Source organism: Arthrobacter sp. DMZ02-1R, from assembly GCF_057747935.1.
Map to the genome: position 1 here is coordinate 487013 of NZ_CM173230.1, position 18476 is coordinate 505488.

The 18476-nt window shown below is 63.5% G+C and carries 22 protein-coding genes and 2 riboswitches; of the genes, 13 read left to right on the forward strand and 9 right to left on the reverse strand.

All coding sequences use genetic code 11. The features are described 5' to 3' along the window. Nucleotides 1–37: 37 nt before the first annotated feature. Complete coding sequence (locus AC3ANQ_RS02220; protein WP_488303604.1) at nucleotides 38–580, reverse strand: COG4315 family predicted lipoprotein; 543 nt, start codon at nucleotides 578–580, stop codon at nucleotides 38–40. Nucleotides 581–734: 154 nt separating this feature from the next. Between AC3ANQ_RS02220 and AC3ANQ_RS02225 the strand changes: the two genes are divergently transcribed. Both AC3ANQ_RS02225 and AC3ANQ_RS02230 read left to right on the forward strand, forming a co-directional pair. After that, nucleotides 735–1235, forward strand: coding sequence for a sigma-70 family RNA polymerase sigma factor (locus tag AC3ANQ_RS02225; RefSeq protein ID WP_488303605.1), 501 nt, complete (start codon nucleotides 735–737; stop codon nucleotides 1233–1235). Further along, nucleotides 1232–1984: an anti-sigma factor gene (locus tag AC3ANQ_RS02230; protein ID WP_488303606.1), complete on the forward strand. Its 753-nt coding sequence runs from the start codon at nucleotides 1232–1234 to the stop codon at nucleotides 1982–1984. Before AC3ANQ_RS02225 ends, AC3ANQ_RS02230 begins: the two co-directional genes overlap by 4 nt. Before the next feature lie 33 nt (nucleotides 1985–2017). On the opposite strand, the gene AC3ANQ_RS02235 is transcribed toward AC3ANQ_RS02230, so the two are convergent. From AC3ANQ_RS02235 to AC3ANQ_RS02245, 3 genes are all read right to left on the reverse strand, one after another. Further along, a complete protein-coding gene (locus AC3ANQ_RS02235; RefSeq protein WP_488303607.1) occupies nucleotides 2018–2830 on the reverse strand; it encodes a methylenetetrahydrofolate reductase in 813 nt (270 codons plus the stop codon). A 17-nt stretch (nucleotides 2831–2847) separates the two neighbouring features. Then, nucleotides 2848–3873 carry a lipoyl synthase gene (gene lipA / locus AC3ANQ_RS02240; RefSeq protein WP_488303608.1) on the reverse strand — a complete coding sequence of 342 codons (1026 nt, stop codon included), beginning with the start codon at nucleotides 3871–3873 and terminating at the stop codon, nucleotides 2848–2850. A 49-nt stretch (nucleotides 3874–3922) separates the two neighbouring features. Continuing rightward, nucleotides 3923–4028: riboswitch (glycine riboswitch) on the reverse strand. Between the two features lies 1 nt (nucleotide 4029). Continuing rightward, nucleotides 4030–4128, reverse strand: a riboswitch (glycine riboswitch). Between the two features lie 121 nt (nucleotides 4129–4249). Continuing rightward, nucleotides 4250–5008 carry an IclR family transcriptional regulator gene (locus AC3ANQ_RS02245; RefSeq protein ID WP_488303609.1) on the reverse strand — a complete coding sequence of 253 codons (759 nt, stop codon included), beginning with the start codon at nucleotides 5006–5008 and terminating at the stop codon, nucleotides 4250–4252. 171 nt (nucleotides 5009–5179) lie between these two features. Between AC3ANQ_RS02245 and AC3ANQ_RS02250 the strand changes: the two genes are divergently transcribed. The 6 genes from AC3ANQ_RS02250 to dhaL (AC3ANQ_RS02275) are packed head-to-tail and all read left to right on the forward strand — an operon-like array spanning nucleotide 5180 to nucleotide 10048. Continuing rightward, a complete protein-coding gene (locus tag AC3ANQ_RS02250; protein ID WP_488303610.1) occupies nucleotides 5180–5935 on the forward strand; it encodes an MIP/aquaporin family protein in 756 nt (251 codons plus the stop codon). After that, entirely contained in the window at nucleotides 5932–6924 is a 993-nt protein-coding gene (gene dhaK / locus AC3ANQ_RS02255) for a dihydroxyacetone kinase subunit DhaK (protein WP_488303611.1), read from the forward strand. The genes AC3ANQ_RS02250 and dhaK overlap by 4 nt, the downstream gene beginning before the upstream one ends. Nucleotide 6925: 1 nt before the next feature. Beyond that, complete coding sequence (dhaL, locus tag AC3ANQ_RS02260) at nucleotides 6926–7573, forward strand: dihydroxyacetone kinase subunit DhaL (protein ID WP_488303612.1); 648 nt, start codon at nucleotides 6926–6928, stop codon at nucleotides 7571–7573. Beyond that, nucleotides 7570–8289 carry an HPr family phosphocarrier protein gene (locus AC3ANQ_RS02265; RefSeq protein ID WP_488303613.1) on the forward strand — a complete coding sequence of 240 codons (720 nt, stop codon included), beginning with the start codon at nucleotides 7570–7572 and terminating at the stop codon, nucleotides 8287–8289. Before dhaL (AC3ANQ_RS02260) ends, AC3ANQ_RS02265 begins: the two co-directional genes overlap by 4 nt. Nucleotides 8290–8348: 59 nt before the next feature. Next, nucleotides 8349–9356: a dihydroxyacetone kinase subunit DhaK gene (locus tag AC3ANQ_RS02270; RefSeq protein ID WP_488303614.1), complete on the forward strand. Its 1008-nt coding sequence runs from the start codon at nucleotides 8349–8351 to the stop codon at nucleotides 9354–9356. 26 nt (nucleotides 9357–9382) lie between these two features. Beyond that, nucleotides 9383–10048, forward strand: coding sequence for a dihydroxyacetone kinase subunit DhaL (dhaL, locus tag AC3ANQ_RS02275; protein ID WP_488303615.1), 666 nt, complete (start codon nucleotides 9383–9385; stop codon nucleotides 10046–10048). Between the two features lie 333 nt (nucleotides 10049–10381). Here dhaL (AC3ANQ_RS02275) and AC3ANQ_RS02280 read toward each other — a convergent pair whose 3' ends face one another. Continuing rightward, entirely contained in the window at nucleotides 10382–10915 is a 534-nt protein-coding gene (locus AC3ANQ_RS02280; protein WP_488303616.1) for an NADPH-dependent FMN reductase, read from the reverse strand. Between the two features lie 179 nt (nucleotides 10916–11094). Further along, nucleotides 11095–11298, reverse strand: coding sequence for a hypothetical protein (locus AC3ANQ_RS02285; RefSeq protein WP_488303617.1), 204 nt, complete (start codon nucleotides 11296–11298; stop codon nucleotides 11095–11097). 724 nt (nucleotides 11299–12022) lie between these two features. Between AC3ANQ_RS02285 and AC3ANQ_RS02290 the strand changes: the two genes are divergently transcribed. Beyond that, nucleotides 12023–12682 (forward strand): GNAT family N-acetyltransferase, encoded by a 660-nt coding sequence (locus tag AC3ANQ_RS02290; protein ID WP_488303618.1) that lies wholly within the window; start codon nucleotides 12023–12025, stop codon nucleotides 12680–12682. Nucleotides 12683–12791: 109 nt separating this feature from the next. Continuing rightward, complete coding sequence (locus AC3ANQ_RS02295; protein WP_488303619.1) at nucleotides 12792–13235, forward strand: P-loop nucleotide/nucleoside kinase family protein; 444 nt, start codon at nucleotides 12792–12794, stop codon at nucleotides 13233–13235. A gap of 160 nt (nucleotides 13236–13395) precedes the next feature. Here AC3ANQ_RS02295 and AC3ANQ_RS02300 read toward each other — a convergent pair whose 3' ends face one another. Then, the gene (locus AC3ANQ_RS02300; protein WP_488303620.1) at nucleotides 13396–14076 is read right to left on the reverse strand and encodes an HAD family hydrolase; all 681 of its coding nucleotides are present in this window, start codon (nucleotides 14074–14076) and stop codon (nucleotides 13396–13398) included. 87 nt (nucleotides 14077–14163) lie between these two features. Here AC3ANQ_RS02300 and AC3ANQ_RS02305 point away from each other — a divergent pair, with 87 nt between their 5' ends. After that, a complete protein-coding gene (locus tag AC3ANQ_RS02305; protein ID WP_488303621.1) occupies nucleotides 14164–14694 on the forward strand; it encodes an ATPase in 531 nt (176 codons plus the stop codon). Here the strand turns inward: AC3ANQ_RS02305 and AC3ANQ_RS02310 are convergent. Further along, nucleotides 14691–15506: a hypothetical protein gene (locus tag AC3ANQ_RS02310; protein ID WP_488303622.1), complete on the reverse strand. Its 816-nt coding sequence runs from the start codon at nucleotides 15504–15506 to the stop codon at nucleotides 14691–14693. The genes AC3ANQ_RS02305 and AC3ANQ_RS02310 overlap by 4 nt on opposite strands. A gap of 58 nt (nucleotides 15507–15564) precedes the next feature. Continuing rightward, nucleotides 15565–15963 (reverse strand): GNAT family N-acetyltransferase, encoded by a 399-nt coding sequence (locus AC3ANQ_RS02315; protein ID WP_488303623.1) that lies wholly within the window; start codon nucleotides 15961–15963, stop codon nucleotides 15565–15567. A 372-nt stretch (nucleotides 15964–16335) separates the two neighbouring features. Between AC3ANQ_RS02315 and AC3ANQ_RS02320 the strand changes: the two genes are divergently transcribed. Both AC3ANQ_RS02320 and AC3ANQ_RS02325 read left to right on the forward strand, forming a co-directional pair. Then, nucleotides 16336–17490, forward strand: coding sequence for an MFS transporter (locus AC3ANQ_RS02320; protein ID WP_488303624.1), 1155 nt, complete (start codon nucleotides 16336–16338; stop codon nucleotides 17488–17490). Between the two features lie 174 nt (nucleotides 17491–17664). Then, nucleotides 17665–18474 (forward strand): aminoglycoside 6-adenylyltransferase, encoded by an 810-nt coding sequence (locus tag AC3ANQ_RS02325; RefSeq protein ID WP_488303625.1) that lies wholly within the window; start codon nucleotides 17665–17667, stop codon nucleotides 18472–18474. The last annotated feature ends 2 nt before the right edge of the window (nucleotides 18475–18476 follow it).

Sequence of the window (18476 nt, forward strand, 5' to 3'; positions counted from 1 at the left end):
GCGTTTGCTGTTTGGTGCGTAAAGGTGAGCGAGGGTTTCAGTAGGCCATTCCGCTTCCTGTGATCGTGGAACCGGACGGGCTGACCAGGAACCAGACACCGCCGACGCCCTGGCCCTTCATGTCACCGGCGGCCTTGTCTTGCCCGAAGTAGTAAATGGGCATTCCGTTGATGGTGATCTGCATCTTGCCGTCTGCCGTGGGGATGGTGCCGAGGGTTCCACTCACGTCCTCAGCCGTCGGCTTGCTCGACGTCGTTGTCACGGCCGGCCACGAGGCGGCGCAGCCTCCGGTGCAGGCGCTCTTGCCCGAATCCTTGACGTCCTTGGTGAAGAAGTACACGCTCCTGCCGTTGGCGCCCACCACAATCTTGCCGGCGCTCGACGTTGCAACCTCCAGGTCATAAGCCTCAGCGGAAGCGCTCGACGACGGTGCCGGACTGGTCGCCGTCGGGCTCGGCGCTGCGGCGCTTGAGCTCGCCGGGCTTGAGGAAGTTGTAGAAGTCCCGGGGCTGCCTCCGCAGGCACTAAGGACTATGGCCAGTGCGAGGACGCCCAGACCGGTGCCGAGTTGCTTCTTCATGGCGTGCTCCTTTGCTTGGACCGGCCGTCGACGTGCCGGAAACTAACCCGTACGACGACGTGAGGTGAAGAATGGTTCAACGGGCTGAACCATTCTCGTGCCGGGCACGTCGTATCGCAGGAGAAGGGGAAGCCGAAGCAGACAGGAGGCGCCGATGCCGCTCGACGAGGACGTCGTGGCCGCGATCTACCGCGACCACGGCACCGCCCTGCGCCGCTTCGTGCTGAGCTGCACGCCGGACGCACATCTGGCTGAAGATGTGGTGCAGGAAACCATTCTTCGGGTATGGCAGCACGCCCCCCAGATCACCGGGAGCCTGCGCAGCTATTTGTTCCGCACGGCCCGCAACGTCATCATCGACAATTATCGGAAGGCCCAGCGGCGGCCGGCCGAGGCTGCCGAACGCGACATAGCGGACCCGGAGGAAGCCACCGAACGCGTTGACGAACTCCTCAACCGGGTCCTCATGGAAGAAGCCCTCTTGCGGCTTAGTACCGAGCACCGGGAGGTCCTGATAGCTCTGCATTACGAACGGTTCACAGTGAACGAGGCCGCGCTGAGGCTCAACATCCCCAGCGGAACCGTAAAATCCCGGGCCTTCTACGCCGTCAGGGCGCTTCGCACGATTCTGGACGAAATGGGGGTGCAGCGGTGAACGAAACAGGACTTCACCAATTGCTGGGCGCCTACCTGCTTGGCGGCTTGGAGCCGGACGAGGCCCGGGCCTTTGAGGAGCACCTGGAATTCTGCGCTGATTGTCGGCGCGAGCTTGGCGAATTGGAAAGCCTCCCGGCCCTTCTCGACGCCGTCCCCGTGCCCGACGCCGTCGCGCTAGCCGGCGGGCGCCCCGCCGTCGAGCGCCTTGCCGCGGCGCAATCCGCTGCGCCTTTCGCGGTCGGACGCCCCGCCGTCGAATCCACTTCCGACGCTCGCTCACTTTTGGGGGCCTTTTCGGAAACGCTCCCGCAGCCGATCCTCCTGAAAATGGCAGCGCGACGCCGGAAGTCCCGACGCCGGTGGACGGCTCTGGTGAGTGCCGTGGCCGCCGCTTGCCTCGGGCTGGGAGTCCTGGCCGGGCCGCTGCTGAACCAGCCGCCCAAGCCTGACGCCAGCTACTCGGTGCAAACGGACAACGGCCTGCAACTCACCGTGGGGCTCGTCAGGAAATCGTGGGGGACCGAGCTGCAGCTGGAAGGCCGCAGCATGCCGCTGCAAGGCACCATGTACCTGTGGGTCAAGGGCCGCGACGGCAACGAGGAATTGGCGTGCGGTTGGACCGCGACGTCCAGCGGACGCATCAAGGTGACGGGCGCGACGCCGGTCCAGCTCGCCGGGATCTCGGGCGTGGAACTGCGGGACGATGCCCAGAAGACGGTCGCGGTGATTTCGGTCCCGGGGAGCTAGGGGTCCCCGGAACCAGTCACGGCAGCCCGCCGTCTAGGCGGAGGCTGGTTCGTTGGCCGCAGGATCGGGCAGGCCCATTGGCTCCCACGTGGGCCTGTCCAGCCTGTTGAAGCTGTAGAGATGGATTCCCGCGACGCTGTCCGGGTGCGCCATGAGTTCGGAGACGAGGCTCTCCGGTGAGTACTTGTCGCCGCTGAGGAGCCGGCGGGCGAGAGTTCCCTTGCTGCTGAGGAACTTCAGGGACGTCCCGACGCCGATCTGGGTTGCCAGGGCCAGCAGCCTGGTCCGGGGAACCGCCCCGGCCACTCCGGCCCACACCGGCAGTTCCACCCCTTCGCGACGCAGGAGCGCTGTGTAATCCAAGACCCTGGGTGCGGAGAAGCACATCTGCGTGACAACGTGCTTGGCCAGATGCTGTTTTGCCAACAGGGCATCCAAGAGGTCCAGCCCGCCCACGGAAGGATGACCTTCGGGGTAGCCGGCGATGCCCGCGGAGATCCCGCCGCCGGAGTATTCGGCGATGTCCTCCAAGAGGTGAAGGCACGATTCGTAGGGGCCAGGACCCCGCGGTCCGTCTCCACCAATGGCGAAGACCTCGGTGATCCCCGCAGCTTCGCAGTCCCGGAGGATGCCGGAAAGCTGCCCCCGGTCCTCCAGCCCGCGTGCCGAGAGGTGCGGAATCACGTTGTAGCCGAGGAAGCTGAGTTTGAGGGAAGCCTCCATGGTTCGCTTGACGCCGTGATGGGGCAAGCAGGTAACGGTGAGTGTTGTGGATACAGGCACCGTGGCCTGGACCTTCTCGACGATTCCGTCCGAGGGAATGATTTCAATCCGGGTGGGGAGCATGCTGGAGTCCTTACGGATCAGGCCGTCGCGTGGTGTGCGAGGAGGGTGCTGGCTTCCTGGCGGGTGGTGCCGGAGTCCTGGATGCCGCCGGCGATGTGGGCCAGGTGGGCGGGGATGTCGCGGCCTTTTTTGCGCATCGCGGTGGCCCAGAGGCGTCCGGCGCGGTAGGAGGAGCGGACCAGGGGTCCGGACATGACCCCGAGGAAGCCGATGTCCTCGGCTTCGGCGGCGAGCTCGACGAATTCCTGGGGTTTGACCCAGCGGTCCACGGGCAGGTGCCGTTCGGAGGGGCGCAGGTACTGGGTGATGGTGATCAGGTCACAGCCCGCGGCGTGCAGGTCGGCCAGGGCTTCGGAGATTTCGGCCCGGGTTTCGCCCATGCCCAGGATCAGGTTGGATTTGGTGACCATGCCGGCGTCCCGGCCCTGGGTGATGACGTCCAGGGAGCGGTCGTAGCGGAACGCGGGGCGGATGCGCTTGAAGATCCGGGGCACGGTCTCGACGTTGTGCGCGAAGACCTCGGGGGCGGAGTCGCAGATCGCACTGATGTGTTCGGGTTTGCCGGAGAAGTCCGGGATGAGCAGTTCCACCCCGGTGCCCGGGTTCAGTTCGTGGATCTTGCGCACGGTCTCGGCGTAGAGCCAGACGCCCTCGTCGGCGAGGTCGTCCCGGGCGACGCCGGTGACGGTGGCGTAACGCAGGGCCATGGCCTGGACGGAGCGGGCGACCTTGGTGGGTTCGAACATGTCCACGGGGGAGGGTTTGCCGGTGTCGATCTGGCAGAAGTCGCAGCGGCGGGTGCATTCGGAGCCGCCGATCAGGAAGGTTGCTTCCTTGTCTTCCCAGCACTCGAAGATGTTCGGGCAGCCGGCTTCCTCGCAGACGGTGTGCAGGCCTTCCTTTTTCACGAGGTTCTTCAGGCCCACGAATTCCGGGCCCATCTGGACCTTGGCCTTGATCCACTCGGGCTTGCGTTCGACCGGGACGGCTTTGTTGCGTTGTTCAACGCGCAGCAGCTTACGGCCTTCAGGTGCCAGGGTCATGAGGAACTCCATAATTCAGGTGGCGCGGACGCGCCACGATGATTCGGTTCCTCCCCGCTCTGTATTGGACCTGAGAGTTTCCGCGCCACCCGCCTTCGCGGCTGGACGCTTGCACCGTCGGTGAGTCCGGTTGCCCGGGCTGCTTTCCAGAGTTGCCTTGCCGCGGCGGTACATGGGCCTGAGAGATTCCTGGGGAGGATTTGCTCCTACGGCGCCTGCTAAAACGTACCGGCAGGGCTCTCCCGCCGCAGATCATAAGCACGTGCCGCCTTTCGGTGACACGTCTCACATGGTATCCGGTGCCCTGACGGTGCGCAAAGAGCGGGCAGCTTCAACCGTCGTGGGTTCCTCCGCGGCCGTCTGCCCGGGCGCCAGCTTAGCGGGCACCTTGGGAGGACCATACGGAAGCTCCGAGCTCCCGTGAAATTGTCCACGCGGCGTCGCGGAGTTCGCGGACCGTGGCCTCGCTTGCCGGCCACTCGCTCGCGGAGAGCACTACAGACAAAACGGCGACGACGGTCCCGCTTTCATCGTAGACGGGGGCCGCGATGGAGGCCTCGCCAATCACCGCTTCCTCGTATTCCAACCCGAGCGCGTTCTTGCGCACTTCCTCAAGCTGGGATCGGAGGACGGCGGGGTTGGTAATCGTTTCGCCGGTAAATTCGGCCAGCGGCTTGCTGAGCACGTCATTTTCGAGCTCGGGGTTGAAGGCGAGTAGTACTTTTCCGAGAGCAGAGGCGTGGGCGGGCAGGTTGAGTCCCGTTTCCGGCATTTGCTCTGTGCCGTCGGGGCGGCGGTCGTGATGAATGATCAAAACCTCGCCGAGAAGGTTCACACCCAGTCGCGTCGCGTAACCGGTCCGTCGTGACAACTCGTGCATCCACCGCATCGCGCGAGCCCGGACGTCAAGGGTGTCGAGGTAGACGCTCGAAAGTTTCAGCAGCGCAGGCCCGAGCATGTAGCGGTTTCCGGAGCTTTCCTGGGCGACCAGCCCGTGTGCCTGTAGCGATTTCACGAGTCCGTGGACTGTGGAAGGCGGAAGCTCCAATGCGGCGGCCAGTTCGGAGATTCCGAGGCGCCTGGCGCCTTGGAGGAGCCCGAGGATTTTGGCCGCTCGGTCAATCGACTGGATCACAGCTCCACCACTCTCGCATCATCGGTTGCCTTGTCGGGCCAACAAGTTAATTTAGCCCCTTGACAGTCGGGAACCCTAAACGGCATGATTCGATATTAACGAACTGGAGTCGACAATGTCGAATCTACTCGTCGTCTAATATAACCCCGCCGTTCAAAGGAGAACTTCGTTATGGACGAAAACCGCATGTGGCAGCGGCTTGCTGCCGAGTTCCTGGGGACCGCGTTCCTCGTCTTCGTAGGCGTAGGATCCGTGCCCGCCCTCGCCATGGCCCGCGGCAATGCGCCGTTCACCGGCTCCGAGCTGGGCGTCATCTCGCTGTCGTTTGGCGCAGTTGTCATTGGCACCGTCTACGTCTTCGGTTACATATCCGGAAATCACATCAACCCAGCTGTGACAGTGGCGCTTGCCGCAACGGGAAAGTTCCCGTGGCGCGATGTGCCGGGATACCTCGCAGCCCAGGTATTCGGCGCCGTTGCAGGCTCATTCGCCATCATCGGCGTGCTCGGCCAGCGCGCCAGCGAACTGGGCCTCGGAGTGGCCGCCTATGGCGAGATCCCCGTCTGGCAGGCCTTCACCGCTGAGTTCATCGGTACTTTCCTGCTCGTCTTCACCGTGTTCGGCGTGATCCACCGCAAGGCAGCACCGGGCTTTGCCGGGATTGTCATCGGATTCATCGTGTTCGCCGCAATCATCCCCGTCGCGCCCGCCACGGGGGCATCGATCAACCCCGCCAGGACCACCGGGCCGATGCTCGTCCAGTTCCTGCTGGGCGGAACCGTTCACTGGGAGCAATGGCCTGTTTATGTTGCCGCAGAACTTGCAGCGGGCATCGCCGCGGGAGCATTGTTTGGGCTCATCTCGCGCACGCAAGCTGACCGCACCTCGCTCACCGCTGCTCTGACCGAACAGGAAACCCGGGCATGAAGAAGCTGATCAACTCCCCGCAGACCCTGCTGGCGGACGCACTGCGCGGTGTCGCCGCCGCGCATGGCCAACTGTCAGTGGACTTCGAGAACCGCATCGTTCTCAGCACCGCACCACGGGAGGGACGCGTCGCACTAGTCTCCGGGGGTGGCTCGGGCCATGAACCGCTGCACAGCGGGTTCGTCGGCGCAGGAATGCTGGATGCCGCGTGCGCCGGTGAGATCTTCACATCACCGACTCCAGACCAGATTCTGGCCGCCGCCACTAGGGTGAACACGGGGGCGGGCGTGCTCTTCGTGGTCAAAAACTACACCGGCGACCTGCTCAACTTTGAAATGGCCGCCGAACTCGCCCGGGAGCAGGGAATCGAGGTCGCCTCGGTTGTCGTCGCCGACGACGTCGCAGTTGAGGACTCCACCTGGACAGCGGGCCGGCGCGGTGTCGGCACCACGCTGATACTGGAAAAGGTTGCCGGCGCCGCCGCGGCCCGCGGCTGGTCGCTTGAGAAGGTGCATGTAGTCGCCAAACGGATCGCCGACGCCGGACGTTCCATGGGAGCGGCGCTTACCAGCTGCACGGTTCCCGCCGTCGGTAGGCCCAGCTTCGATCTCCCCGAGGACGAAATGGAACTCGGCGTCGGCATCCACGGCGAGCCAGGACGAAAGCGCGTACCGCTGATGTCGGCCGCGGAACTGTCCCACGCGTTGGTCGAGTCGATCACCAGCGACTATGACTTCAGCGGCAAACCGGTCATCGCTCTGCTGACCGGCCTGGGAGGAACCCCGCTGATCGAACTCTACGCAATGTTCGCCGAGGTCTCCGATCGCCTCAACGAGCGCAACATCACGATAGCCCGTTCATTGGTCGGCAATTACGTCACCAGCCTCGACATGCAGGGCTGCTCCCTGACTCTGGTCGGTGCAGACAACGAAATTCTCGACCTTTGGGACGCGCCGGTGAATACCCCCGCCCTCCGCTGGAACGATTGACATGCCAGACACACTCACGATTGATGCGCTACAGCAGTGGCTGCACCGCTTCGCGTCCGAAATCACGACACAGGCAGACTGGTTGACCGAGCTGGACTCGGCGATTGGAGATGCCGACCACGGGACCAACATGGTCCGCGGCACAGCCGCAGTGGTCGCCAAGCTCGATGGCGGGACGACAGGCACCGTACAGGAACTGCTCAAGGCCGTCGGCATGACCCTGGTGTCCACCGTCGGCGGAGCCAGCGGGTCCCTGTACGGCACCTTCTTCCTTGAAATGGGCCGAAACAGCCCCTCAGACGTGCAATTGAACGGATCTGAATTGGAGAACGCGCTGCATGCGGGCGTGAACGGTGTCATTGCACGAGGGCACGCAACAGTTGGCGACAAGACCATGATTGATGCCCTCGAACCGGCCGTCGCGGCGCTGTCCCAGTCCCTGGCTGACGGCCGGCAACTGCAGGGCTCAATTGCGGATGCCGCCACTGCGGCGACGACCGGCCGGGACTCCACCAAACCGCTCGTCGCACGCAAAGGACGGGCGTCCTACCTCGGTGAGCGCAGCGCCGGACACATCGATCCCGGAGCCGCGTCAGCAGCCATCCTGGTTGCAGCGCTGGCTGCCACCATCGGGGAAGGAACCACATGATCGGCATCGTACTCGTCTCACACAGTGAAGCCCTCGCAAACGCTGCGATGGAGCTCGCCCTGCAAATGGTTCACGGCGCGCAACCTCCCATCCGGATCGCCGCGGGCGCTGCCGGAGGATTCGGCACCGACGCAACAGCAATCGCGGCCGCAATCGATGACCTCGCCACTACGGAGGGCGTGCTCGTTATCACCGACCTGGGATCAGCGATCCTCAGCGCATCCCTGGCCTTGGAGATCCGCAGCAGCACCCACCAGGCCTTGATCAGCGACGGCCCCTTCGTCGAAGCAACTACGGCGGCCGTGGTCGGCGCAACGGCAGGCAGTTCGCTGGCCGACGTGGCCGCTGAAGCGAGCAACGCCCTCAACGCAAAGAGGACGCAGACTGTCGCCGGACCGGGCGCTTCAGTCCCGGAAAACACCGATCCAAAGAACCCCGCCGCCAGCGCAGAGGAACGTCTAATCAATCCGATGGGCCTGCACACCCGCCCGGCAGCACTACTCGTGCAGACGGCCGGGGAGTTCAGTGCCGACATCGAACTGACAAACACCACCGCCGGGCGAGGACCGGTCAGCGCATCCAGTGTGATCGGTCTGCTGTCCCTCGCAGCGAGCAAGAACGATCAGCTCCGCATTGATGCCAACGGCCCCGACGCCAGTCGGGCCGTGAACGCCGTAAAGCAGCTCGTCCTCAAAGGGTTCGGCGAGCTTTCCTAGCCTTTCCTATCCCTTTCCGTCTCCTTCCACTGACCTAAAACAAGAACCGGAGTACTTCCATGCCCACAACCGTGCGCCGACACATCATCAACAACCCCCACCGCGTGATCGACGAAGCCCTCGACGGTTTCGCCCTCACCTACCCGGAGCTGGTGACGTTCAACAATGAACACAACCTGATCTCCCGCAAAACCCTGACACCCGGCAAGGCCGGACTTGTCTCAGGCGGAGGCTCCGGCCACGAGCCGCTGCACGCCGGATTCGTCGGGAGCGGCATGCTCGACGTCGCCGTCTGCGGCGCAGTGTTTGCCAGCCCCACCGCAGATCAAGTGCATGCGGGCACCAAACTCGCCAATACCGGCGCAGGTGTAGTGCAGATCGTCAAGAACTACACCGGTGACGTACTCAATTTCCAGATCGCCGCATCCCTGGCCGATGACGACGGCGTCCCTGTAGAGCAGGTCCTGGTTGACGACGACCTCGCCTCCGACAACGGCAACGACGGCCCCGGACGCCGCGGCACCGCCGCAGTAGTCACGGTCGAGAAGGTATGCGGCGCCCTTGCCGAGCGGGGCGCCGGTGTTTCCACGATCGCCACACGCGGCCGCGACGTCGTAGCGCGTTCCCGCAGCCTGGCGATCGCCCTGGATGCGGGTGCGCACCCCGGGGAGTCCGCTGCGGCGTTTGAGCTGGAACCACACGAGGTGGAATACGGTGTGGGCATCCACGGCGAACGCGGCACCGGCCGCATCGCCTATGCACCCGCCGACGACCTGGTCGAACAGCTCGTGACCCCGCTGGTTTCCAGCCTGCAGGTCAAGCGTGGCCAGTCGGTGATTGCAATCGTGAACGGCCTCGGCGGGGCCTACCCGCTCGAGCTATCCATCGCAGCCCGCAACGTACACAACCTTCTGAACGGTCGTGGCATCAGCATCGCGCGTTCCTTGGTCGGCACGTACGTGTCTTCCCTGAATATGCACGGGCTCTCCGTCACCCTGACGGTCGCCGATGACGAGCTGATCAGCCTGTGGGACGACGCGGTCCGCACACCGGCCCTCACTTGGTAACAACACAACAAACCGAAGGAAACACAATGACCAACCTCATTGACGGCAGCACTGCACTGGCGTGGTTCACCGCGTTTAGCGAACGATTTGCCTCGACTCAGGCATACCTGACAGAGCTGGACCGCCTCGCCGGTGATGGCGACTTCGGCGTGAACATCGCCTCCGCCCTGGAACGCACACAAGCGCATTTGCCGCCCGCCACGGAAGCGACCTGCGCCACCGTGTTTGAAGCCGCAAGCCGTGGTTTCATGGCCACCGGCGGCACCAGCGGACCGCTGTTCGGGATGTGGTTCCGCGACATCGCCAAATGCACCATTAATGACGCAGCAGCCGTCACTGACATCGCCCAAGGCATCGCCGCGGGCCTGTCGACCATCCAGAAACTCGGCGGCGCCCGGGTCGGTGACAACACAATGATCGACGCACTGGAACCAGCATCCGTTGCCCTCACCGTGGGCGCCGAGTGCGGCAGTACGCTGGGCGAGGCGCTCCTGGAAGCAGCCCTGGCTGCCCGGGCCGGTGCCGAGTCCACTGCCGACCTCATCGCCGCCCGCGGCAGGGCCACCTACGTAGGCGAACTCGCGCGGGGGGTGCTCGATCCCGGCGCGGTCACCATCGCACTGTTCTTTGAGGCCGGCGCGGACACTGCCGGCGCCGGCGGGGCCTGGCAACCGTTGGGCGCCACGGTCTAGTGGGTTGACGGCGAGCACGCTGGGTTGAGGGGTTCAGATCCGGGCCGGCAGCGGCGGCCCCAGCCAACCATCGCGTATTCGCCGTAAGGGTTAGATGCATAGGGCCATTACACCACCATGAGGACATCACGACTGGAATCCTCAGCAGGCGCTCAAGCCAGGCGGTCGCGGCGTGGTCGAGGTTCACGAGCTGTTCCGGGACCGGCCAGCGAAACTCTTCTGGGTGGGCCTGGCAACGAACCTGCTCAACCCGAAGGCGGCTGTCATGTATCTCGCGCTGATCCCACAGTTCATCGTCCCGCCGTTGGCAACACCACGGTTCAAGGATTGGCTCTATTCGACGGCCCCTAGGAGCGCGCACATTGTCCGTGAGATCGTCGAACGGACTTCCTTGTCGTGCACGATTCCATCTTCGCCGATGAGTGCCCGTGGCACGGGAACATCGGCGCAAGCCTGTTCAACAACATTCGCGCCGGTGTAGTCCAGCGCGATCCGCAAAGAGGCATATGTGCCCGCGGCACGGTTGAGCATCGAAGACGGGTTGATCCAGCCGGCGGGCTTTCCTGTAATTTCCACGCCGCCAACGGTCCACTCCAAGAGGTTCTTTAACGCACCCGGCATCGCACCGGCGTACTCAGGGGTGCTGAAAAACAACGCGGAAGAACCCTCAATCAGACGCCGCAGCTCAGAAACGTTGCGAGGCAACGGGTCCCGATCCGAGTCTGGGTTGAAGTGCGGAAGGTCCCCGAGACCGTCATACACAACGGCCGTCATACCGTAAGGCAACAATTCGGCCGCTGTCGCAATCACCGCCGAGTTGACCGAACCATCGCGAACGCTGCCACTGATCATAAGGATGCTCCCCATCAGTCAAGACTATCTGTACGGACAAACTTGTCGACCATCCGAAACGATGCGGGCCGGTCGGCGGCAGGCCTCCGCTCTTTGACAAGAGGACTACAAGGCCGGAACGCCGCCGAACGAAACTTCAATACATTCAAGCAATGGAGAGGCCTGGCCGCCCGCGACGACAAACTCGCACACACCTACCGCTGCGGAGCCGTTCGCCGAGCAGCCAGCATCTGGCTGGCCGCTTTAGGAGACACGTCCAAGGGCTTGTGTCCGTAGAGGCGGTAGCGTCGTTGGGTGACCCGGAGCCGGCCGCCAAGCTCCAGTTCTCGGAGTGTCTCGGGGTGGTCGTCGATGCGGAAGTTTGGGATAGTCCAGGGGACCAGGGCCAGATAGGTCACGAGAGCCTCCAGGTCGGCGAACTCCTAAAGCCTGACCATTCTTCGGCTACGTCGACGACGAGACCGGCCCCCGCGAAAGCCTCTCGCTCTACGCCCAGACGCACTTTCGGGTACTGCGGCTCGCCGCCGAACCAGTCACGCAGCTCCTGCGCGTCCCGTGCGTCGACCTGCTGACTAAGGAGTACCCCACCGGGGGCTAGAACCCGGGCGACCTCGGGGGCGTCGAACGCCTCGTGGCGGCACATGACGAGCTCAAGAGAGTCATCGTCCGAACAGCAGTGTGTCTCCCGCGTCAGCGTCGTACTCAACCACATCGACCCCGATCGTGGCGAGATTCCTGCGCGCTACCAGGACGTTAGGTTTCCATCCCTCCGTAGCGGTCAGGTGCGGCCGCGGACCGTCGGTCAGTTGCGACAACAACCGCAGAACGCGCTCCCCGCCCCCGGTCCCCAGGTCGGGAACCCGCCTCGCGTTCCCGTTCTCCACGCGAGACGTACTGGACACAGGGGTGCCGTTGAGGGATCGGCGGATTCAAACGGTCATTGCAACAGGAGTCCTTCGATCAATTCGATCGGCTTTCTGAACTCTAGTCTTTTGCGTGGCCTCTGCCCGAACGGCAGGTCTGATCCCGGTACCGGCTATCCGCCACCCCGTGCCGGGATCTCCTCCGCTGTCCCGCAGGACTTACTTGGTCCCGCGAGTCGCGGAAGTGTAGATTCGGCGGATGCTTGGACTAACCGATGTGTGGCCACTCTTTGATTTGGCAATCAGCAGCCCGCGGCTGGAACTTCGGCCGGTACGGGACGAGGATCTGCCCGGGATCGTGGAAGCCGCGCTGAGCGGAATCCACGACCCGGCCGTCATGCCCTTCGCCGTTCCCTGGACGGACGCGCCACGCGAAGAGCTCATCCGCAACACGGTCAAGCACCAATGGCATCTCCGGGCAGGTGTTGCGCCGGATAACTGGACGTTGAACTTCGTCGTCAAACACGAAGGTGTCCCGATCGGCACCCAATCCGTCAGCACCCATGATTTCTCGGTCAGGAAAACCGTGGCCACAGGTTCCTGGATCTCCCGCCAACATCACGGGCAAGGGCTGGGAAAGGAAATGCGTGCGGCTGTCCTGCTTTTTGCGTTCGATCACCTCGGGGCAGAGGTGGCTGAATCCGGTGCTGCGGTCTGGAACCACTCCTCTCTGGGCGTGTCGCGCAGCCTTGGGTACACCTTCACCGGGATCAAGCGCGTGGTGGCCCGGCCGGGAGAGTTGACGGAAGAGCAGGAAGTCAGAGTAACGCCGGCCGAGTTCAAGCGCCCCGACTGGAACGTCACCATCACCGGTCTCGACGCCGCCAAGAAGGAACTGCTCCGGCAAGCACCCAGCTGACACAGATGCCAACAGCGGGATCGTTGCTGCTGCTGGCGACCGACCCCCGGCGCTGTGGCGATGGCTTGGGTGTCGGTGAAGTCCTCGGGATCACATCCGGTGGCCTGGTTTGGCCCAGCAGATCAAGGAAGAACGCGGCCTCCTCGGCGGCCAAGGAATCCCCGTCGAAGAATGGATCCGGACCAACGAGGAAGCTACCCGTCGAGTCTCCGCAGCCTTGGAGCGGGGCCGACGCGTCGTGGTGGACGACACAAGCTCGCCCCGTTTTCTGCGCGATAACTGGCGCACCCTGGCAGCGAACGCAGGCTCGGCCTTCGCGCTTGTTTACGTAGATGCCCCCGAGCACATCACGCGCGAGCGTCTGCTGAGCAACCGCGAACAAGAGAACCGCAACGACGTCATCGACGAAGTTATGGCCAAGCACCCGGAAAGCTTCGAGCCACCCCGAGCCCGACGAAGCGCACATCAGTACAAGGTCGCTGGCGGAAGACAAGCCGTTGTTACTTGCTGCGGTCCATCAACTCATCTCATAGTGCGTGGGAGGTCTCAATAAGTCCCGCACTTTGCCATTTACAGAGTTCGCGATGGAAAACGCGACCTCTGTAGGCGCGAGATGGGTGGCGTCGATTACGGTCGTGGCCCGGCTGAGCCAAGGAAGCGCGTTTCGGTAGTCGAATGCTTTTTCGAAGCGCGACTCTCGCACCGCGCTCAACTTACCGGTCGGGAGGTGTCGAGCCTCGAACCTGCTGGGCGTCTAACAGAACGACGGCGTCGATCACCTCTGCGGCTGTGGCCGCGGAGAGGTCCGGGGCTGTCATCTCGCCGGGCCATTCCTTGCCGCGGGAGACCCAGCCAGTTTTCAGGCCAGCCCCGCGGCCACCGGCGATGTCTGCGACCGGGTGATCGCCAACCATCCAGCCCCCAGCGAGTTCGGCACCGAGGCGGTGCGCGGCACGATGGAATATCACGGGGTCCGGCTTCTTTACGTGTTCTGCCTCGGAAATAACGACGGTATCCAGGTATGGTTCAAGCCCGACTGTTTGGATCTTGAGGGTCTGCTGCGCCGTTGTCCCATTGGTGACGACACCTATTTTCCAGCCCGAGTTGCGGGCATCCCGGAGAGCGCCCGTCGTCGTCGGGTCTATGGTCATCAAGTCCACGTGGTCGTAGAGGAGTGCTTTCACGAGAGCCTCGACGCCCAGGTCAGTGTCGAATCGTTCCTTGACGGCGTGGGCCAAGGATTCCCGTGGTTCGTAGCCGTCACGGTCAGCCGCAACAAGCCATGCAGCCTCCGAATCGGATCCCCCAAGTGACCGGACGAAATCAGTGGCCCAGCAATCAAACGCGGATGCCCGGTCGACCAACGTGTTGTCCAAGTCCACGAGCAGCAGCATGTTTTCAGAATACGCGTGCGGGGGTCGCGTTTCCCCTTCCTAGGCCGCGACCGTGGGCCAGGCCGCAACTTGCACAATACTCGAGGGATGAACATGCAGAGTGAAGTTCTTTTCGTGGGTGGCCGGTCGGGTGTCGGGAAGAGTTCCGTGGCGTTTGAACTCCATGCCCGGCTGGCCGCTCTGAAAGTCAAACATTGTGTGATCGAAGGCGACACCCTCGACCTGGCCTTCCCCCGCCCGTGGGAGCATCATCTGGCCGAACGGAACCTGGCCGCTGTCTGGGCGAACTACCGGGCTCTTGGCTACCAGCGGATGATCTACACGAATACGGTCAGCGTCCGATTCACCAAGGAGCTGTCGGCCGCCATGGGGGACGAACCCAGAATTACGGCCGTCCTGCTGACCGCCACCGATGAGACCGCCTCGGCGCGCCTGCGCGGGCGCACCCAAGGCAGCGACTTGCAGGAGCATCTTGACCGCGGGAACACCGCCGCACGGGAGCTTGAGCTCCGAACACCACAGTGGGTGCATCGAGTCCCCACGGACAACCGCAGCGTCCAGGACATTGCCGCTGACCTTTTGCCGCTTATCGGATGGACCGCCGGTTCGGCCGCCTAGGGTCGTCGATCAACCGGGTTTTTGACCTGGGCGAGTTCAAGGATACGCCCGACGGCACTGTCGTATGCGCCGTATTCAGACACGGGCGTGCCGTTGAGGTAGTCTGCCACGATCCGGAACAGCAAAGCGCGGACGAGGTATTGCGGAAAATCCCTGGCCGGGCTGATAGTTTCGAAGAGCGAAAGCGGCGCGCCCTCGAAGCAGGCCGCGTCAGTTGCGATCACGGCAACTGAGTAGTTCACCGGACGCCAATAGACGGTCAAATCTATAACGGCCGGTGGAAGAGCGGGATCGAACAAGATGTTTCCGGTGAGATCGCCGTGAATGATGCCAGCCGGATCGAACACCTCCCGCCGCGCGCTCACCAGGTCTTCAACATGAGGAGCAGCGATCGGCAGACCACCATTGTCTTCGCCCCAGGCGAAGCGGTCAGCTTTGGCCCAGGGGTGAGTCCGCTTATCGATAAAGGCCGGGCGCTCAACGTCAGAGAAGACCGTGGCGAACTGATGAGCAATTTTCGCGAGTTCCAACCATCTGCCGGGTTGATGTTCACCGGTGAGGTAGGGGAAAGCCGTCCAGCCGTCAACGATCAATTTGCCTGACCGGCTTCTGATCGGAAGGCTCAGGCGCAGCTCACTTCCGGCGCTGTGTTTACGCGCGACGTCGTCCAACCAGAGCAGCTCTTCGGGAAGCACATCAAGAGGTTTCAGCGTCACATCGCCGCTTCTCCAGGCTGTTCCCCGGCCACCAGCCAGCTTTAACAGGGTCCCGGCGGCACGGAATTCGGCTTGGGTTTCGATCGAAGGACGCACCTGAACACTATAGGAGGTGGTCGCAGCTTCAGTTGGCGGTTCCTGATGTCTGTGCCAGCTATCGCAGTTGGATTAGCCCGGCATTGGTGGGACGGAAACCGCATGCATCGAAGTAGAAGCTCTTCAGGTGATCGTCGAAGTCAACATGAAGCCACTCGCACCCGGCCTTCTTGGATTGCTCCGTGGCTACGGCGATGAGTCTTTTCCCAATGCCCTCACGGCGGGCCCGGTCTGCCACCAAGGTGTCTTCGATGAACGCGTGCACCTGACCGTCCCAGATCACGTTGACGAAGCCCACAAGGCCCTTCTCATCGCGCGCTGTCACCCATCCCAGACTCAGGCGCGAGAGCACATCAGTCCAGTCATCTTCAACATATGCGTGATCGAAGCCCTCTGCGTGCAGCTGGTTGATTTCTTCGTTCCGAATCGCTCCGCGCCATTCAAAGGTGATCGTCATGCTGAACAGCATCGCAGACGAGTGCCCGGTTTCCGCGGGGGGCCGCCAAGAACGATCGACTCCGGGCGGCTCAGCCATTTCGGGCAGGCACAGGGCGCCGTGGCCATTGACATACGCATCCGGGGCATGGAGCATTGCCCAAGGTTGATTCTGATTCAGCCAATCTTGCGCGGCGATGCAGGGGTGGTTTGCCCATGACGGGCACGCCTCCTACGGACCCTGCAGGTGACCAATCGACTTCCAGACCCGACGTTTCTGGCGATTGACTCACCCCGGCCGCACCAAACAGGACTCTGTACCGTGCCAATCACTGGCGATCGATCCAATCAGCCCCTTTCTGCGAAGTTACGTGGCCTTCAGCGATACAAGGACGTGCTTCACACCCAGGGTGCTTCAAAGTTCTTCTTCGCCGTGGGAATTGGCCGGCTTGGTATTTCCATGGCAGGGCTGGGGATCCTTTGGCTCGTCCAGCATTACACCGGTTCATTTGCCCCCGCGGGCCTGATCACCGGCGCGTTCGCCATCAGCGAGGCGCTCATGGGACCACAGATCGCCCGGCACATGGACCAACGCGGGCAGAGCCGGCTGCTGCCACCGCTGCTCCTAGTGCATGGCCTTGCCGCTGCTGCATTGCTTGCTTCGCTGGTTCTGGATGCGCCATTGATCGGCACGTGTTTGGCGGCTGTCGCTGCCGGCGCCTCTGTCCCGCAGTTGGGCGCCCTGTCAGCGGCCCGGTGGAGCCATCTCCTGGACGGGTCGCGGTTGACAGCGGCATTCTCCTTGGAAGCGGTGGCGAACGATGTCGCTTTCCTTGCCGGACCCGCTTTGGTTGGTCTGCTAAGCGCGTTTGTCCATCCGATCGCCGGGTTCGTCTGCGCGACCGCGCTTATCGTCATCGGGGGGCTCGTCCTTGCGGCCCAACCCGGCACTGCGCCGCCTTTCGGCGCGCAGCCGTTGGCGAAGGTCGTCGACAAGGGAATCATGGTGCGGGCCTTCTTCATCTTGTTGGTGGTGAATATCGGCTTGGGACTGTTCTTCGGCTCCATGCAGCTGTCGGTGACCGCGTTTACCGTTGAGCATGCAGCCCCACAGCTAGGAGGCGTGCTCTATGGCGTGATGAGCGTGGCGAGCCTGCTCGGCGGGCTCGCTTACGGCGCCGGACGGTGGAAGTGTCCACCCGAGCGCCTCTTGTTGGGAATCGCGGCCTACTTTGCGGCCGCAACGGCCCTCCTCGTCATGGCGGACGCGGCCTGGTTTCTGGCCGTACTCCTGGTCCTGGCCGGTGCGGCGATCGCTCCGATGATGGTGCTGTCCTCGGTACTGACCGAACGGAAAATGCAACCGCGGATGTTGACCCAGGCCTTCACCTGGATGAACTCCGCCAGCGCCGCAGGTATCGCCGCCGGCGCTGCCCTGTCTGGACCAGTCATCGACTCCCGGGGTGCCGCCGCAGGCTTTACCTGCGCAGCGATCGCCGCACTCATCATCGCCGCGACGGCCGCAATCGGCCAAAGGACCCTGAAATAGTTCCAGGCACCCCCCGGCAGGAGGCGTTTGATCACGAAGGCCAGGAGTCGCAGTCTCTTGGAATCGGGACCGTTCTCCCGCGGCCATCCCGGCGAGACAGCTGTGGGACCAATCGGCGATCCTGCGCGGGTGCCGGCCGCTGCTGCGTGCCGCACTCTGTGGAAAACTGCAGGCATGGAGTACGACAAGGCACTCGGCACGCTGACCGCATGGGCGCGGGACAGCGAGAACGTGCGCGCGATGCTGATGACTGGTTCCGCTGCCGGCCATGAGACGCACCCGCTGTCGGATCGCGACATCGAGATCTACGCCACGGACCCGGCGCCGCTCCTTGCCGATGATTCCTGGTGGGATCAACTCGGGGACGTGCTTGTTGTCGAACGCCTGGCGACGCCCGGCTGGCACCCGGCCCGTTTGGTGTACTACACCGGCGGCAAGTTGGACCTGACCGTCATCGGGGCTGAGGCGCTGCCGACGATCCGCCGTGAGCGGCCTTTCACCGTCCTCGTGGACAAGGACGGTCTTTCCGGCTCACTGCACGTGGCTGCGGCGGGGGCTTCATTGCCCGGTGAAGCGGCATTTCAAGAGCGACTGAACTGGGGGTACGCGGCCGCACTGATGTGCGCGAAGGCAATCATCCGGGACGAACCATGGTCAAGCAAGATTCGAGACAGAGACCTGAAAGCATCACTGCTGACCTTCATCGAGTGGGACCATCACGTGCGCCAGGGACTCGACTATGACGTGCGCTTCCTGGGATCCCGCATGCGGGAATGGATGGACGTTGACGTGCAGCAAGCGCTTGAACAGTGCTGGGGGCATTTCGACGCTGTGGACTCGGCCAAGGCCCTGCGCGCTTCGATCGCTTTGTTCGCCATGCTTGGCGGGCGTATCGCTGACGGACTTGGCTTCCGGTCCTTCGACCACGACCGCGTCCAGGGCGAGGTCGAAGCCATCCTCGCAATGGACCCGGATGCACGCTAGAG

Coding starts and splice junctions, on each gene's coding strand:
- dhaK (WP_488303611.1), top strand. CDS start 5,932: ATGAAGAAGCTGATCAACTCCCCGCAGACCCTGCTGGCGGACGCACTG.
- AC3ANQ_RS02290 (WP_488303618.1), top strand. CDS start 12,023: ATGCTTGGACTAACCGATGTGTGGCCACTCTTTGATTTGGCAATCAGC.
- AC3ANQ_RS02270 (WP_488303614.1), top strand. CDS start 8,349: ATGCCCACAACCGTGCGCCGACACATCATCAACAACCCCCACCGCGTG.
- AC3ANQ_RS02235 (WP_488303607.1), bottom strand. CDS start 2,830: ATGCTCCCCACCCGGATTGAAATCATTCCCTCGGACGGAATCGTCGAG.
- AC3ANQ_RS02225 (WP_488303605.1), top strand. CDS start 735: ATGCCGCTCGACGAGGACGTCGTGGCCGCGATCTACCGCGACCACGGC.
- AC3ANQ_RS02305 (WP_488303621.1), top strand. CDS start 14,164: ATGAACATGCAGAGTGAAGTTCTTTTCGTGGGTGGCCGGTCGGGTGTC.
- lipA (WP_488303608.1), bottom strand. CDS start 3,873: ATGACCCTGGCACCTGAAGGCCGTAAGCTGCTGCGCGTTGAACAACGC.
- AC3ANQ_RS02220 (WP_488303604.1), bottom strand. CDS start 580: ATGAAGAAGCAACTCGGCACCGGTCTGGGCGTCCTCGCACTGGCCATA.
- dhaL (WP_488303612.1), top strand. CDS start 6,926: ATGCCAGACACACTCACGATTGATGCGCTACAGCAGTGGCTGCACCGC.
- AC3ANQ_RS02265 (WP_488303613.1), top strand. CDS start 7,570: ATGATCGGCATCGTACTCGTCTCACACAGTGAAGCCCTCGCAAACGCT.
- AC3ANQ_RS02315 (WP_488303623.1), bottom strand. CDS start 15,963: ATGACGATCACCTTTGAATGGCGCGGAGCGATTCGGAACGAAGAAATC.
- AC3ANQ_RS02280 (WP_488303616.1), bottom strand. CDS start 10,915: ATGGGGAGCATCCTTATGATCAGTGGCAGCGTTCGCGATGGTTCGGTC.
- AC3ANQ_RS02325 (WP_488303625.1), top strand. CDS start 17,665: ATGGAGTACGACAAGGCACTCGGCACGCTGACCGCATGGGCGCGGGAC.
- AC3ANQ_RS02300 (WP_488303620.1), bottom strand. CDS start 14,076: ATGCTGCTGCTCGTGGACTTGGACAACACGTTGGTCGACCGGGCATCC.
- dhaL (WP_488303615.1), top strand. CDS start 9,383: ATGACCAACCTCATTGACGGCAGCACTGCACTGGCGTGGTTCACCGCG.
- AC3ANQ_RS02250 (WP_488303610.1), top strand. CDS start 5,180: ATGGACGAAAACCGCATGTGGCAGCGGCTTGCTGCCGAGTTCCTGGGG.